Below are 16,093 nucleotides of genomic sequence, written 5' to 3' on the forward strand. Positions count from 1 at the left end.
CGAGGAGCTGACCAGAGATGTCGAACGAGGAGAAGCTTCGGGATTACCTCAAGCGGACGACATCCGACTTGCGTCAAGCTCGTCGCCGTCTGCGCGAGGTGGAGGAGCGGGACCAGGAGCCCATCGCGATCGTCGCGATGAGCTGCCGCTACCCCGGCGGCGTCCGCACTCCCGAGGAGCTGTGGCGGCTCGTCGCGCAGGGCACCGACGCCCTGACGCCGTTCCCCACCAACCGCGGCTGGGACGCCGACGCGCTCTACGACCCGGACCCCGACAACTCCGGTACGTCCTACGCCCGCGAGGGCGGGTTCCTGCACGAGGCCGACGAGTTCGACGCCTCGTTCTTCGGGATCTCGCCGCGCGAGGCGCTGGCCACCGACCCGCAGCAGCGGCTGCTCCTGGAGACCTCCTGGGAGGTGTTCGAGCGCGCGGGCATCGACCCGGCCTCGCTGCGCGGCAGCCGCACCGGCGTCTTCGCGGGTGTCATGTACCACGACTACGCCTCGCGTCTGCACTCCGTGCCCGAGGACGTCGAGGGCTACCTCGGCACCGGCGCGTCCAGCAGCATCGTCTCCGGCCGGGTCGCCTACACCTTCGGCCTGGAGGGCCCCGCCGTCACCATCGACACGGCGTGCTCCTCCTCGCTCGTCGCCCTGCACCTCGCTGTCCAGGCGCTGCGCCAGGGCGAGTGCTCGCTCGCGCTCGCGGGCGGCGTGACCGTGATGTTCACGCCCGGCACCTTCGTCGACTTCAGCAAGCAGCGCGGCCTCGCCCTCGACGGCCGCTGCAAGCCGTACGCCGAGGCCGCCGACGGCACCGGCTGGGGCGAAGGTGTCGGCCTGCTCCTCCTGGAACGGCTTTCGGACGCCCGCCGCAACGGCCACGAGGTCCTGGCCGTCGTACGGGGCTCCGCCGTCAACCAGGACGGCGCCAGCAACGGCCTGACCGCCCCCAACGGCCCCTCCCAGCAGCGCGTCATCCTCCAGGCCCTCGCCAACGCGCACCTCGCCCCCGAGCAGATCGACGCCGTCGAGGGCCACGGCACCGGCACCACCCTGGGCGACCCGATCGAGGCGCAGGCACTCCTCGCCACCTACGGCCAGGAGCGGCCGGAGGGCCAGCCGCTGTGGCTGGGCTCCATCAAGTCCAACATCGGGCACACGCAGGCCGCCGCCGGTGTCGCGGGCATCATGAAAATGGTCATGGCGATGCGCGAGGGCGTCCTGCCCCGGACGCTGCACGTGGACCGCCCGAGCACCCACGTCGACTGGGCCGCGGGTGCGGTGGAACTGCTCACCGAGCCGCGGCCGTGGGACGAGCGCGAGGACGGCGTGCCGCGCCGCGCCGGTGTCTCCTCTTTCGGCGTGAGCGGCACCAACGCCCATGTGATCGTGGAGCAGGCGCCGGTCGAGGAGCCGACGGAGGCCGTGGAGCCGGTCGCGCCGGTCACGGCCGTGCCGTGGCTGGTGTCGGCGCGCAGCGCGGAGGCGCTGCGGGAGCAGGCCGAGCGGCTGCGCGAGCACGTCGCGGGCGACCCCGGCCAGGACGCCGTGGACGTCGGCTGGTCGCTCCTGTCGGCCCGCGCCCTGCACGAGCACCGGGCGGTCGTCCTCGGCCGCACCCGCGAGGAGTTCCTGACCGGCCTGGAGTCGCTGGCCACCGGCGGCCCGGCCGCCGTGACGGGCGCGGTGGCCGAGGGCCGCCTCGGCATCGTCTTCACCGGCCAGGGCAGTCAGCGCCTGGGCATGGGCCGTGAGTTGTACGAGACGTTCCCGGTGTTCGCGGATGCGTTGGACGAGGTGTGTGCTCATATAGATCCGTGGATAGAACGTTCGCTCCAGAGCGTGATGTTCGGTGCGGACGCGGACCTGCTGGAGCAGACCGGTTACGCGCAGCCCGCGTTGTTTGCTGTTGAGGTCGCCCTGTTCCGTCTGGCGGAGTCCTTCGGCGTACGTCCGGAGATCGTGGGCGGGCACTCGATCGGTGAGCTGGCTGCCGCGTACGTGGCTGGATTGTGGTCGCTGGAGGATGCGGCTCAACTGGTGGCTGCGCGTGGGCGGTTGATGCAGGCCCTGCCCGAGGGCGGGGCGATGCTGGCGGTGCAGGCCACGGAAGCGGACGTGCTGCCGCTCCTGTCGGAGCGTGTGGGTGTGGCCGCCGTCAACGGCCCGTCCCAGCTGGTGCTCTCTGGTGACCGGGCGGCTCTCGAAGGCCTGGAGCAGACGCTTCGGGGTGACGGCCGGAAGGTGAAGTGGCTGAAGGTCAGCCACGCTTTCCACTCGCCGTTGATGGACCCGGCGCTGGATGACTTCCGCGAGGTCGCGGCCAAGCTGACGTACCAAAACCCGACGCTCCCGGTGGTCTCCAACCTCACGGGTGCGCTCGCTCAGGCCGCCGAGCTGAAGGACCCGGAGTACTGGGTCCGCCACATCCGTGAGGCGGTCCGCTTCCACGACGGCCTGAACGCCCTGACCGGCTTCGGCGTCGGCACCCTCCTCGAACTCGGCCCGGACTCCGTCCTGACCGCAATGGCCCACGACACGCTCACCGAGCCCGAGAGCCAGTCGGGGCTCATCGCGGCCACGCGCAAGGACCGCCCCGAGGCCGACGCGTTCCTCACGGCGCTCGCGCAGCTGCACGTGCGCGGCATCGCCGTCGACTGGGCGCCGCTGTACGCGCCGGTCGAGTCGCGGCGCCGCGTCGACCTGCCGACGTACGCTTTCCAGCGGCAGAGTTACTGGCTGCACGCCCCGGCCCTCACCGGCGACGTGACCTCGGCCGGGCTCGCCGCCGCCGACCACCCGCTGCTCGGCGCGGCCGTCGAGGTGGCCGGGAGCGAGGCGCGCCTGTTCACGAGCCTGCTGTCGGCCGACGCGCACCCCTGGCTCGGCGACCACGTCGTCGCCGGGCGGACGCTGCTGCCCGGCACGGCCTTCGTCGAGCTGGCCGTGCGGGCCGGTGACGAGGTCGGCTGCGACCTGCTCGAAGAGCTGATCCTGGAAGCCCCGCTCGTCCTGCCGGATGACGGCGGCGTACAGCTCCAGCTGTGGGTGGAGGAGCCGGACGAGTCCGGCCGCCGCACCTTCACGCTGCACTCGCGGCGCCAGAACGACGTACCGGACGAGCCGTGGATCCGGCACGCGGCGGGTGTCCTCGCCGTCGGGGAGGCCGGTCGCGCCGCGCGGCAGGACGCCGACCTCGCGCAGTGGCCGCCGACCGGTGCCACCGCCGTGGACACCGGTGAGCTCTACGCGGGCTTCGCCGCCGCGGGCCTCGGCTACGGGCCGGTGTTCCAGGGCATACGTGCGGCCTGGCGGCGCGGCGACGAGGTCTTCGCGGAGGTCGCCCTTCCGGAGGCCGAGCGCGACGAGGCCGGTGCGTACGGCCTGCACCCGGCGCTCCTCGACGCGAGCCTGCACGGCCTCGCCTTCAGCGCGGTCGGCGCGGACGGGGCGGGCGCGCGGCTTCCGTTCTCCTGGACCGGTGTGTCGCTGTACGCGAGCGGCGCCGCGACGCTGCGGGTCCGGCTGACGCCCGCCGAGTCCGGAGCGGTGGCCCTGGTCGCCGCGGACGAGACCGGCCAGCCGGTCGCCGCCGTGGACTCCCTCGTCCTGCGGGCCCTCGCGACCGGTGAACTGGACGCCGCGTCCGGCACCGACGACGACTCGTTGTTCCGGGTCGACTGGAGCGTGGTGTCCGCGCCCGCCGTGACGGCCGGTGCCGCGTATGCGGTGCTGGGTGTGGACGAGTGGGGTCTGCGGGGTGCTCTGGAGGGCGCCGGTGCGACGGTGGCGGCGTACGCGGATGTGGCGGCGCTCGCGGAGGCGGTCGGGGACGGGGCTGCCGTGCCGGAGTCCGTCTTCGTCACCTGCGTCGGCGGGGAGCACGGGGGCGGTACGGCCGCCGCGGTGCGCACGTCCCTCGACGCCGTCCTGACGGTGGCGGGGGAGTGGCTGTCCTTCGAGGGCGGTGAGGATTCCCGTCTGGTCGTGGTGACGTCCGGTGCGGTGGGTGTGGGTGCCGGTGACGTGGTGTCGGCTGCCGGTCTGGTAGACGCTCCGGTGTGGGGTCTGTTGCGGTCCGCGCAGTCGGAGAACCCGGGCCGGATCGTCCTGGCCGACACCGACGGCACGGAGGCCGCTCTCGCGCTGCTGCCGGGCGCCCTGGACCTCGACGAGCCGCAGATCGCGGTGCGCGGCGACGTGGTGTGGGCGCCGCGCCTGATGCGTGCCGCCACGGGCGTCGCGACCCTCGCCGCCCCGGCCGGACAGTCCTGGCAGCTCGGCGTCACGGACCGGGGCACGCTGGAGAACCTGGCGCTGCTCCCCGTCGCCGAGGACGCCCCGGAGTGGGCCGGACGGCCGCTGGGCGCGGGTGAGGTGCGCGTCGAGGTGCGCGCGGCGGGCGTCAACTTCCGTGACGCGCTGATCGCCCTGGGCATGTATCCGGGCGCCGCGGTGATGGGCACCGAGGGTGCCGGTGTCGTCGTGGAGGTGGGCTCCGAGGTGAGCGGCCTCGCCGTCGGCGACCGCGTCCTGGGCCTCATCGACGGTGGCTTCGGCCCGCTCGCCGTGGCCGACGAGCGCATGGTGGCGCGGATCCCCGAGGGCTGGTCCTTCGCACAGGCCGCGTCCATACCGACGGTGTTCCTGACCGCCTACTACGCGCTGCGCGACCTGGCCGACCTCCGGGAGGGCCAGTCCCTCCTGGTGCACGCGGCCGCCGGTGGTGTGGGCATGGCCGCGGTGCAGCTGGCGCGGCACTTCGGCGCTGAGGTGTACGGCACGGCGAGCGCGGGCAAGTGGGACGTCCTGCGGGGCCTCGGCGTCGAGGACTCCCGCATCGCCTCCTCGCGGACCCTGGACTTCGAGGCGGCCGTGCTCGCGGCCAGCGACGGGCAGGGCGTGGACGTGGTGCTCAACTCCCTGGCCAGGGAGTTCGTGGACGCCTCGCTGCGGCTGCTGCCGCGCGGCGGGCGCTTCGTGGAGATGGGCAAGACCGACCTCCGCGACCCCGAGGCCGTGGCCGCCGCCCACCCCGGCGTGGCGTACCAGAGCTTCGACCTCGCCGAGATGTCGCCCGACCGCATCCAGGAGATGCTGACCGAGGTCCTCGGCCTGTTCGAGCGGGGTGTGCTGACGCCGCTGCCGGTGAAGGCGTGGGACGTGCGTCGGGCGCCGGAGGCGTTCCGCTACCTCAGCCAGGCCCGGCACGTCGGCAAGGTCGTGCTCACCCTGCCGCCGGTCTTCAAGGCCGAGGGAACCGTGCTCGTCACGGGTGCCCTGGGTGGGCTGGGCCGGGTTGTGGCCCGGCACCTGGCCGGTGAGCGCGGTGTACGGGACCTGCTGTTGGTCTCCCGGCGCGGTGAGGACGCTCCCGGTGCGGGTGAAGTCCGGGCCGAGCTGGAGGAGTTGGGTGCACGGGTGCGGATCGCGGCGTGTGACGTCGCCGACCGCGAGGCCCTGGCCGTGCTTCTGGAGGGGGTGCGCTCGGAGCTGAGCGCGGTCGTGCACGTGGCCGGTGTCGTCGACGACGGCATCCTGACCTCCCTCACTCCCGAACGTCTGGACACGGTGCTGCGTCCGAAGGTGGACGCTGTGGTGAACCTGCATGAGCTGACGGCCGATCTGGACCTGTCGGCGTTTGTGCTGTTCTCCTCGGCTGCTGGTGTGCTGGGCAGTGCGGGGCAGGCCAACTACGCGGCTGCCAACGCGTTCCTGGACGCGTTGGCCCAGTACCGGCGTGCTCAGGGTCTGCCCGCGACCTCGCTGGCCTGGGGCCTGTGGGCCGACCAGGGCGGTATGGCCGGAGCCCTCGCCGACGACGATCTGGAGCGCATGAGCCGGGCCGGTGTCGCGGCCCTGTCCGCCGAGGAGGGCCTCGCCCTGCTTGACGCCTCCCTCGCCCAGGCCGACGGCGCCCTCGTGCCGATGAAGCTGCGGACCGACGTCCTGCGTCGGCAGTTCGGTGGTGACGTGCCGCCGCTGTTCCGCGGCCTCATCCGCGGCGGCGCCCGCACCCGGCGCGTCGTCGAGGCCGGACCCGCCGCGGCGGGCACCTCGCTCGCCGACCAGCTGGCCGCGCTGCCGCCGGAGAACCGCGAGCGCGCCCTGCTCGACCTCGTCCGCGCCCAGGTGGCCGCCGTCCTCGGCTACGCCTCCGGCGAGGACGTCGCGCCCACGAAGGCGTTCAAGGAGCTCGGCTTCGACTCGCTCACGTCCGTCGAGCTGCGCAACCGCCTCAACGGCGCCACCGCGCTGCGCCTGCCCGCCAGCCTCGTCTTCGACTACCCCACGCCCAAGGTCCTCGCCCAGTACCTGGGCGGCGAACTCCTCGGCGGCCTGGGGGAGTCCGCGGCGGCGGGCGCCACGGCACCGGTGGCCGTGGCCGCCGCCCAGGACGAGCCGATCGCCATCGTCGCCATGAGCTGCCGCTTCCCCGGCGGCGTGGGCAGCCCCGAAGACCTGTGGCGGCTCCTCACCGACGGCGAGGAAGCCATCAGCGAGTTCCCGGAGGGCCGTGGCTGGGACACCGCGTCCCTGTACGACCCCGACCCCGATCAGGTCGGCACCACGTACGCCCGCGAGGGCGGCTTCCTGCACGACGCGGGCAACTTCGACGCGGCGTTCTTCGGCATCTCGCCGCGCGAGGCCCTCGCCATGGACCCGCAGCAGCGGCTCCTCCTGGAGGCCTCCTGGGAGGCGTTCGAGCGCGCGGGCATCGATCCGGCGACCCTGCACGGCAGCCCTACGGGCGTCTTCGCCGGGCTCATCTACCACGAGTACGGCTCCCAGCTCAGCAGCGTCCCCGAGGACCTCGGCGGCTACCTCGGCACCGGCAGCTCGGGCGCCATCGCCTCGGGCCGCATCTCGTACTCCTTCGGCCTCGAAGGCCCGGCGGTGACCGTCGACACGGCCTGCTCGTCGTCGCTCGTGGCCCTGCACCTGGCCGCGCAGGCGCTGCGGCAGGGCGAATGCACGATGGCGCTCGCGGGCGGTGTGACGGTCATGCCCACGGCGGGCACCTTCCTGGAGTTCAGCCGCCAGCGCGGCCTGGCCCCCGACGGCCGCTGCAAGCCGTTCGCGGCCGCCGCCGACGGCACCAGCTGGGGCGAAGGCGTCGGCATGCTCGTCCTGGAGCGGCTCTCCGACGCGCGCCGCAACGGCCACCCGGTGCTCGCGGTCGTCCGGGGCTCCGCCGTGAACCAGGACGGCGCGTCGAACGGCCTGACCGCGCCCAACGGCCCGTCCCAGCAGCGGGTGATCACCCAGGCCCTCGCCAACGCCCGCCTCACCACCGCCGACGTGGACGCGGTCGAGGCCCACGGCACCGGCACGCCCCTGGGCGACCCGATCGAGGCCCAGGCGCTCATCGCCACCTACGGCAAGCAGCGCCCCGCCGAGCGGCCGCTGCTCCTCGGCTCGGTGAAGTCCAACATCGGCCACACCCAGGCCGCCGCCGGTGTCGCCGGTGTCATCAAGATGGTCATGGCCATGCGCCACGGCGTCCTGCCGCAGACCCTGAACTTCGACGCGCCGACCCCCGAAGTGGACTGGTCGGCCGGGACCGTGGAGCTCCTCGCGGAGTCCCGCGCCTGGCCCGACCGGGACGGCGCGCCGCGCCGCGCGGGCGTCTCCTCGTTCGGCGTCAGCGGCACCAACGCGCACGTGATCATCGAGGCGCCGGAGCAGCCCGAGCGGCCCGCGGCCGCCGAGGCCCCCGCGCCGTCGGTGGTCTCCGGCGTGATCCCGCTGGCTCTCTCGGGCAAGACGCCCGAGGCACTGCGGGCCCAGGCCGGACGGCTGCGCGAGCACCTCGCCGCCCACACCGGCCTCGCGCCCGCCGACGTGGCCTGGTCGCTGACCGCCGCACGGTCGCGGTTCGAGCACCGGGGCCTCGTCCTCGGCCGGGACCGCGAGGCACTGCTCGCCGCCCTCGAAGGCCTGGAGCGGGACGACGCGGCCGCGCAGGGCGTGGTCGTGGGCCGCGCCCAGAGCGACACCGTCCGCCCGGTGTTCGTCTTCCCGGGTCAGGGTTCGCAGTGGGCCGGGATGGCTCGCGAACTGCTCGACGAGTCGCCGGTGTTCGCGGAGCGCATGCGGGAGTGCGCGGATGCTCTGTCGGAGTTCGTGGACTGGGACCTCCTTGAGGAGTTGGGCGGCGACCGGTTCGACCAGGTCGATGTGGTCCAGCCGGTGTTGTTCGCGGTGATGGTGTCGCTGGCTGCGGTGTGGCAGGCGGCCGGGGTGAAGCCTGCCGCTGTGGTCGGTCACAGTCAGGGTGAGATCGCGGCCGCGTGTGTGGCGGGCGTGCTCTCGCTGCGGGATGCGGCCCGGGTGGTGGCTCTGCGGAGCCTTGCGATTCGTGAGTTGTCGGGTAAGGGCGGCATGGTGTCGGTGCCGTTGCCCGAGGCCGAGGTGCGTGAGCTGATCGAGGGTTGGGAGGGCCGTATTGAGGTCGCGGCCGTCAACGGCCCGGCCCAGGTGGTGGTCTCTGGCGAGCCGGAGGCCCTGGAGGAGCTGGTCGCGCAGTGCGTCGGCCAGGACGTCCGTGCTCGTACGATTCCGGTGGACTACGCCTCGCACTCCTCGTACGTGGAGCAGATCGAGGCCCAGATCGGCCGGGCGCTGGAGGGTGTCAGCCCGCAGGCTGCCGAGGTTCCGCTGTACTCCACGCTGACCGGCGCCTGGCTGTCCGACGACACCCTGATGGACGCGGGTTACTGGTATCGCAACCTGCGCCAGACCGTCCTGTTCGAGCACGCCACCCGTGGTCTGCTGGCCGAGGGTCACGGTCTGTTCCTGGAGATGAGCCCCCACCCGGTCCTCACCGTCCCGGTTCAGGCCACCATCGAGGCCGTCGGGCGCGAAGGGGCGGCCGTCGCCCTCGGTTCGCTGCGCCGTGACGAAGGCGGCGCCGACCGGCTCATGGCCTCGGTCGGCGAGGCCTACGCGCAGGGCGCGGACCTCGACTGGCGGGCCCTCGTCCCCGGCACCCTCGTCGACCTGCCCACGTACGCCTTCCAGCACCAGCACTACTGGCTGGTGTCCCCGGAGGCCGAGCCGGGCGCCGAGCCCGCCGTCGTCGTGGACGAGGTCGAGGCGCGCTTCTGGGAGGCCGTCGAGCGCGAGGACCTGGAGCAGCTCGCCGCCGAGCTGGAGGTGGCGGACGGCTCCGCCGCCGAACTCGGCGCCGTCCTGCCCGTCCTGTCGTCGTGGCGGCGGCAGCGGCGCGAGCGGTCCACGATCGACAGCTGGCGCTACGCCGTGAACTGGAAGCCCCTCGCGGGCAGCCTCCCGGGCCCGGTCCTCACCGGTCGCTGGCTGGTCGTCGTACCCGAGGAGGCGGCCGCGCACCCGTGGACCGCGGGTGCCCTGGAGGCGCTGGCGCAGGCCGGTGCCGAAGCCGTCGAACTCCACGTCACCGGCGCGGAGCTGACGCGCGACGCGCTGGCCGCACGGCTGCGCGACGGCGTCGCCGACACCGCCGGGCTCGCGGGCGTCGTCTCCCTGCTCGCCCTCGCCGAAGAGCCCCACCCGGCGCACCCCGTGCTGCCCGCCGGGCTCGCCGGTACCGTCGCGCTGGTGCAGGCCCTCGGCGACGCGGGCGTCGAGGCCCGGCTGTGGGCCCTCTCCAGCGGTGCCGTGTCCACCGGCCGGGGCGACCGGGTGCAGAGCCCCGCCCAGGCGCAGACCTGGGGCCTCGGCCGCGTCGTCGCCCTGGAGCACCCCGACCGCTGGGGCGGACTCGTCGACCTGCCGCCGGCCCCCGACAGCCGTACCGGGGCCCGGCTCGCCGGGATCCTGGCGGGCGCCGGCGACGAGGACCAGCTCGCCGTGCGCGGCTCCGGCGTCCTCGTGCGCCGCCTCGTCCGGGCCCAGCCCGCGGCCCCGGCCCGGGAGACCGGTTCAGGGTGGACGCCGCGCGGCACCGTCCTGGTCACCGGCGGCACCGGAGCCCTCGGCCCGCACATCGCCCGCTGGCTGGCCCGCGAGGGCGCCGAGCACCTCGTGCTCACCAGCCGCCGCGGCCCGGACGCGCCCGGCGCGGCCGAACTCCGCGCGGAACTGGAGGAGATGGGCGTCCAGGTGACCATCGCGGCCTGCGACGTCGCCGACCGCGACGCCGTCGCGGCGCTCCTGGGCCGTCTCGCCGCCGACGGGCACACCCTGCGCGCCGTCATCCACGCGGCCGCACTCATCGAGCTGGCGCCGATCGCCACCACCACGCTCGGGGAGTTCGCCGACATCGTCGCGGCGAAGGTCGCGGGCGCCGTCGTCCTGGACGAGCTCCTGGACGGCGAAGCGGCCGCGGAACTCGACGCGTTCGTGCTGTTCTCGTCCATCGCGGGCGTCTGGGGCAGCGGCGACCACGCCGCCTACGCCGCGGCCAACGCCCACCTCGACGCCCTCGCCGAGCACCGCAGGGCACGCGGCCTGACCGCCACCTCGATCGCCTGGGGCGTGTGGAACGTCGTCAACCCCCACCTCAGCGGCAGCGCGCCCGTCGACGTCGACCCCGAGCAGCTGCGCCGCCAGGGCCTGCCGTTCCTCGACCCCGGTCTGGCCTTCGCGGGCATGCGGCAGATCCTGGACGACGACGAGACGTTCCTCGCCCTCGCCGACGTGGACTGGGACCAGTTCGTGCCCGTGTTCACCTCGCGCCGCGCCCGCCCGCTGCTCGCGGACCTGCCCGACGCCCAGCGCGTCCTCGCCGCCCAGGGCGGAGCCGGGGACGACGACACCGCCGACGGCGGGGCCTCGACCAAGGCGTCCGCGCTGCGCGAGCGCCTGACCGGCCTCGCCGGGCCCGAGCGGGACCGCGTCCTGGTCGACCTCGTGCTCACGCACGCCGCCGCGGTCCTCGGCTACGAGTCCGCGGGGGCCCTCGACCCGGAGCGGGCCTTCCGCGAGTTCGGCTTCGACTCGCTCACCGCCGTCGACCTGCGCAACCGGCTCGGCGCCGCCACCGGTCTGAAGCTGCCCACCACGGTCGTCTTCGACCACCCCAACGGCACCGCCCTGGCCGCCTATCTGCGCACCCAGATCCTCGGCGCCGACGCGGCCGCCGCCCCCGCCGCCGTCGCGCCTGTCGCAGCGGCCACCGACGAGCCCATCGCCATCGTCGCCATGAGCTGCCGCTACCCCGGCGGCATCAGCAGCCCCGAGCAGATGTGGCAGGTCCTCCAGGACCGCACCGACGTCGTCGGCGGCTACCCGGCGGGCCGCGGCTGGGACACCGCCCACCTCTACGACCCGGACCCGGAGACCCCCGGCACCACCACGACCAGGGGCGGCGGCTTCCTGCACGACGCGGGCGCCTTCGACCCGGCGTTCTTCGGCATCTCGCCGCGCGAGGCCCTCGCCATGGACCCGCAGCAGCGGCTCCTCCTCGAAACCTCCTGGGAGGCGTTCGAACGCGCCGGGATCGACCCCAAGGCCGTACGCGGCGAGACCGCCGGGGTCTTCGTCGGCACCAACTACCAGGACTACGGCACCGCGCCCGGCCAGGTCTCCGCGGGCGCCGAGGGCCACATCCTCACCGGCAGCGCGCCCAGCGTCATCTCCGGCCGCATCGCCTACACCTTCGGCCTCGAAGGCCCCGCAGTCACCGTCGACACGGCGTGCTCGTCGTCGCTCGTCGCGATGCACCTGGCCGCGCAGGCCCTGCGCCAGGGCGAGTGCTCGCTGGCCCTCGCGGGCGGCGTCGCCGTGATGTCGTCGCCCGGCGCCCTGATCGCCTTCAGCCAGCAGCGCGGCCTCGCCGACGACGGCCGGTGCAAGGCCTTCGCGGCCGCCGCCGACGGCATGGGCATGGCCGAGGGCGTCGGCCTGGTGCTCCTGGAGCGCCTCTCGGACGCGCGCCGCAACGGCCACAAGGTCCTCGCGGTCGTCCGTGGCTCCGCCATCAACCAGGACGGCGCCAGCAACGGCCTCACCGCCCCCAACGGTCCTTCGCAACAGCGCGTGATCCGTGCCGCCCTCGCCAACGCCCGCCTGACGGCCGCCGACGTGGACGCGGTCGAGGCCCACGGCACCGGCACCACCCTCGGTGACCCGATCGAGGCCCAGGCCCTCCTCGCCACCTACGGCCAGGAGCGGCCCGAGGGCGGACAGCCCCTGTGGCTGGGGTCCATCAAGTCCAACATCGGGCACAGTCAGGCTGCTTCCGGCGTGGCGGGCGTGATGAAGATGGTCCTCGCCATGCAGCACGGCGTCCTGCCCCAGACCCTGCACGTCGACGAGCCGACGCCCGAGGTCGACTGGACCGAAGGCGCCGTCGAACTCCTCACCGAGGCCCGCGACTGGCCCGAGCGCGCGGACGCGCCCCGGCGCGCGGGCGTCTCCTCCTTCGGCATGAGCGGCACCAACGCCCATGTGATCCTGGAGCAGCCGCCCCTGGCCGACGAGCCGGTCGCCGACGAGGAGACCGGGGCGCCGGAGCCCGTCGTCGCCGGAGTGCTCCCGCTCGCCCTCTCCGCCAAGGGCGAGCCCGCCCTGCGCGCCCAGGCGGCCCGGCTGCGCGAGCACCTGCTCGCCCGCCCCGACCTCGAACCGGCCGACGTCGCCTGGTCCCTCGCGGCGGCCCGCTCCCGCTTCGAGCACCGGGGCGTCGTCCTCGGCCGCGACCGCGAGGAACTCCTCGCCGCCCTTGAGCGCCTCGCACAGGATGAGGTCACACCCCAGGTGGTGTCCGGGCGCACCCTCGGCGGCGCGGTCCGCCCGGTGTTCGTCTTCCCGGGTCAGGGTTCGCAGTGGGCCGGGATGGCCGTGGAGCTGCTGGAGTCCAGCCCGGTGTTCGCGGAGCGGATGCGTGAATGCGCGGACGCGCTCGCCGAGTTCGTGGACTGGGACTTGCTGGAGGAGCTGGGTGGCGACCGGTTCGACCAGGTCGACGTGGTCCAGCCGGTGTTGTTCGCGGTGATGGTGTCGCTGGCTGCCGTGTGGCAGGCGGCCGGGGTGAAGCCCGCCGCCGTCGTCGGTCACAGTCAGGGTGAGATCGCGGCCGCGTGTGTGGCGGGCGTGCTCTCGCTGCGGGATGCCGCCCGGGTGGTGGCTCTGCGGAGCCTGGCGATTCGTGAGCTGTCGGGTAAGGGCGGCATGGTGTCGGTGCCGTTGCCCGAGGCCGAGGTCCGCGGGCTGATCGAGGGTTGGGAGGGCCGGATCGAGGTCGCGGCCGTCAATGGCCCGGCTCAGGTGGTGGTCTCTGGCGAGCCGGAGGCTCTGGAGGAACTGGTCGCGCACTGCGTGGCCCGCGATGTCCGCGCTCGTACGATCCCGGTGGACTACGCGTCGCACTCCTCGTACGTGGAGGAGATCGAGGCCCAGATCGGCCGGGCGCTGGAGGGTGTGAGCCCCCAGGCTGCCGAGGTCCCGCTGTATTCGACCCTGACGGGCGCCTGGTTGTCCGACGGCACCCTGATGGACGCGGGTTACTGGTATCGCAACCTGCGCCAGACCGTTCTCTTCGAGCACGCCACCCGTGGCCTGCTCGCCGAGGGCCACGGTCTGTTCCTGGAGATGAGCCCCCACCCGGTGCTCACCGTCCCGGTGCAGGCCACCATCGACGCGACCGACAGCCCCGCCGCCACTCTCGGCTCCCTCCGGCGTGACGAGGGCGGCGCCGACCGCCTCGCGGCCTCGCTCGCCGAAGCCCACGCTCACGGCGCCGAGCTGGACTGGAAGGCCCTCCTCCCCGGCACGCGCGCGACCGTCGACCTGCCCACCTACGCCTTCCAGCGCGACCACTACTGGCTGCTCGCCCCGCAGGAGGAGCCGTCCGACGAGGCGCCGCTGGCCACGGACGAGGTCGAGTCGCGGTTCTGGGACGCGGTGGAGCGCGAGGACCTGGAGCAGCTGGCCGTGGAGCTCGCGGTGGAGGACTCCTCCGCCGCGGAGCTGGGCGCCGTGCTCCCGGTCCTCTCGTCCTGGCGGCGGCAGCGGCGCGAGCGGTCGACCGTCGACAGCTGGCGCTACCAGGTGGACTGGCAGCCCCTCGCGGGCGCCCTGCCGACAACCGGCCTCGCTGGCCGCTGGCTGCTCGTCGTGCCCGAGGCCACGGAGGCCACGGAGGTCGTGGCGGCCCTGGTACGGGCCGGAGCGCACGTCGACGAACTCCGCGTCACCACGGGCGAGATGACCCGCGAGACCCTGACCGCGCGCCTCTTCGAGCACGCCCTGGCGGCGGACGGGGAGCCGAGCGGCGTACTCAGCCTGCTCGCCCTCGACGAGTCCGCCCTGGCGGACCACCCGGGCGTCGCCGCCGGGCTCGCGGGGACCGTCGCGCTGGTGCAGGCCCTCGGTGACGCCGGGATCGGCGCCCGCCTGTGGGCCGTCACGAGCGGCGCCGTCGCCACCGGCCGCGGTGACGCCCCGGCCCGGCCCGGGCAGGCGCAGGCGTGGGGCCTCGGCCGCGTCGCCGCGCTGGAGTACCCGGACCGCTGGGGCGGCCTCGTCGACCTGCCGGAGACCGTCGACGGCCGGGCCGCGGCCCAGCTCGCCGGGATCCTCGCGGGCGCCGGGGACGAGGACCAGCTCGCCGTGCGCCAGGCGGGCGTCGTCGCACGCCGGTTCGTGCGGGCCCCGCTCGACGCCGGCGCGGCGCGCGAGTGGGCGCCGCGCGGCACCGCGCTGATCACCGGCGGCACGGGCGCGATCGGCGGGCACGTGGCGCGCTGGCTGGCCCGCGAGGGCGCCGAGCACCTGGTGCTCACCAGCCGCCGCGGCCCGGACGCGCCCGGCGCCGAGGAACTCCAGGCCGAACTGGAGGAGCTGGGCGCCAAGGTGACCATCGCGGCCTGCGACGTGGCCGACCGCGAGGCCGTCGCCGGGCTGCTGGACCGGCTCAACCAGGACGGGCACACGCTGCGCTCGGTCTTCCACGCGGCAGGCGTCGGCCAGGGCCAGCCCCTCGCGGACATGTCCGCGGCGGACGTCGCCGCCGTCCTGGAGGCGAAGGTCGCGGGCGCCGCGCACCTCGACGAGCTCCTGGCCGCAGACGCACTGGACGCCTTCGTGCTCTTCTCGTCCAACGCGGGCGTGTGGGGCAGCGGCAGCCAGGGCGCCTACGCGGCCGCCAACGCCCACCTCGACGCCCTCGCCGAGCAGCGCCGCGCCCGCGGCCTGACCGCCACCTCGGTGGCCTGGGGCCTGTGGGCCGGGGGCGGCATGGCGGGGGACGACGGCGAGGAGCAGTTCCGCCGCCGCGGCCTGCGCCCGATGGCGCCGGACCTCGCGGTCGCGGCCCTGGCCCAGGCGGTCGCGCACGACGAGACCTTCCTCGCCGTCGCCGACCTGGACTGGGAGCGGTTCGCGCCCGCCTTCACCTCGGCCAGGACCAGCCCGTTCATCGGTGACATCCCCGAGGTGCGCCGGTACGAGCGGTCCGTGGCGGCCGAGACGGAGACCCGGGGCGACACCGGCGACGACGCGGCGGCCGAGCTGCGCCGCCGCCTGACGCCGCTCACCGAGCCCGAACGGGAGATGATCCTGCTCGACCTGGTGCGCACGCACGCGGCCGCCGTGCTCGGCTACGGCGACGCGGAGTCGATAGACGCCCACCTGGCCTTCCGTGAGCTGGGCTTCGACTCGCTGACGGCCGTGGAGGTCCGCAACCGCCTGAACAAGGCCACGGGCCTGCGGCTGCCCGCCACCCTCGTGTTCGACCACCCGACGTCCGCCGTCCTGTCCCAGTACCTGCGCGGGGAACTGCTCCAGGACGACGCCGACGGCGTGGACTCCACGCTGCGCGAGCTGGACCGCCTGGAGGCGGGCCTCGGCACCATCGCGCCCGACGACGGCGACCGCATGCGCATCACGATGCGGCTCGAAGCGCTGATGGCGAAGTGGAAGGGCACCGACGCCGAGGCGCCCGCCGACGGCGAGAAGGTCTCCTCGCAGCTGGAGTCGGCGTCCGCCGACGAGGTCTTCGACTTCATCGACAAGGAGTTCGGCGTGTCCTGACCGAAACCGGCCGGCCGGTCCGGTGCCACGCCCGACCGGGGCCGTGGCGCCGGACCGGCCGGCCCTCTCAGCGCGGTTCTTCCGTTACTGCGCGCTTTGTCGACTGCGCGATTTTTCTGTGACTACGCGAA

Annotated in this window: 1 protein-coding gene; it reads left to right on the top strand. The window is 74.3% G+C overall.

The features are described 5' to 3' along the window. Positions 1 to 17: 17 nt before the first annotated feature. Positions 18 to 15,962, top strand: coding sequence for a type I polyketide synthase (locus tag MQV74_RS34305; protein WP_242726778.1), 15,945 nt, complete (start codon positions 18 to 20; stop codon positions 15,960 to 15,962). The last annotated feature ends 131 nt before the right edge of the window (positions 15,963 to 16,093 follow it).

It is taken from the genome of Streptomyces sp. AN091965 (assembly GCF_022698285.1).
GTDB lineage: Bacteria > Actinomycetota > Actinomycetes > Streptomycetales > Streptomycetaceae > Streptomyces.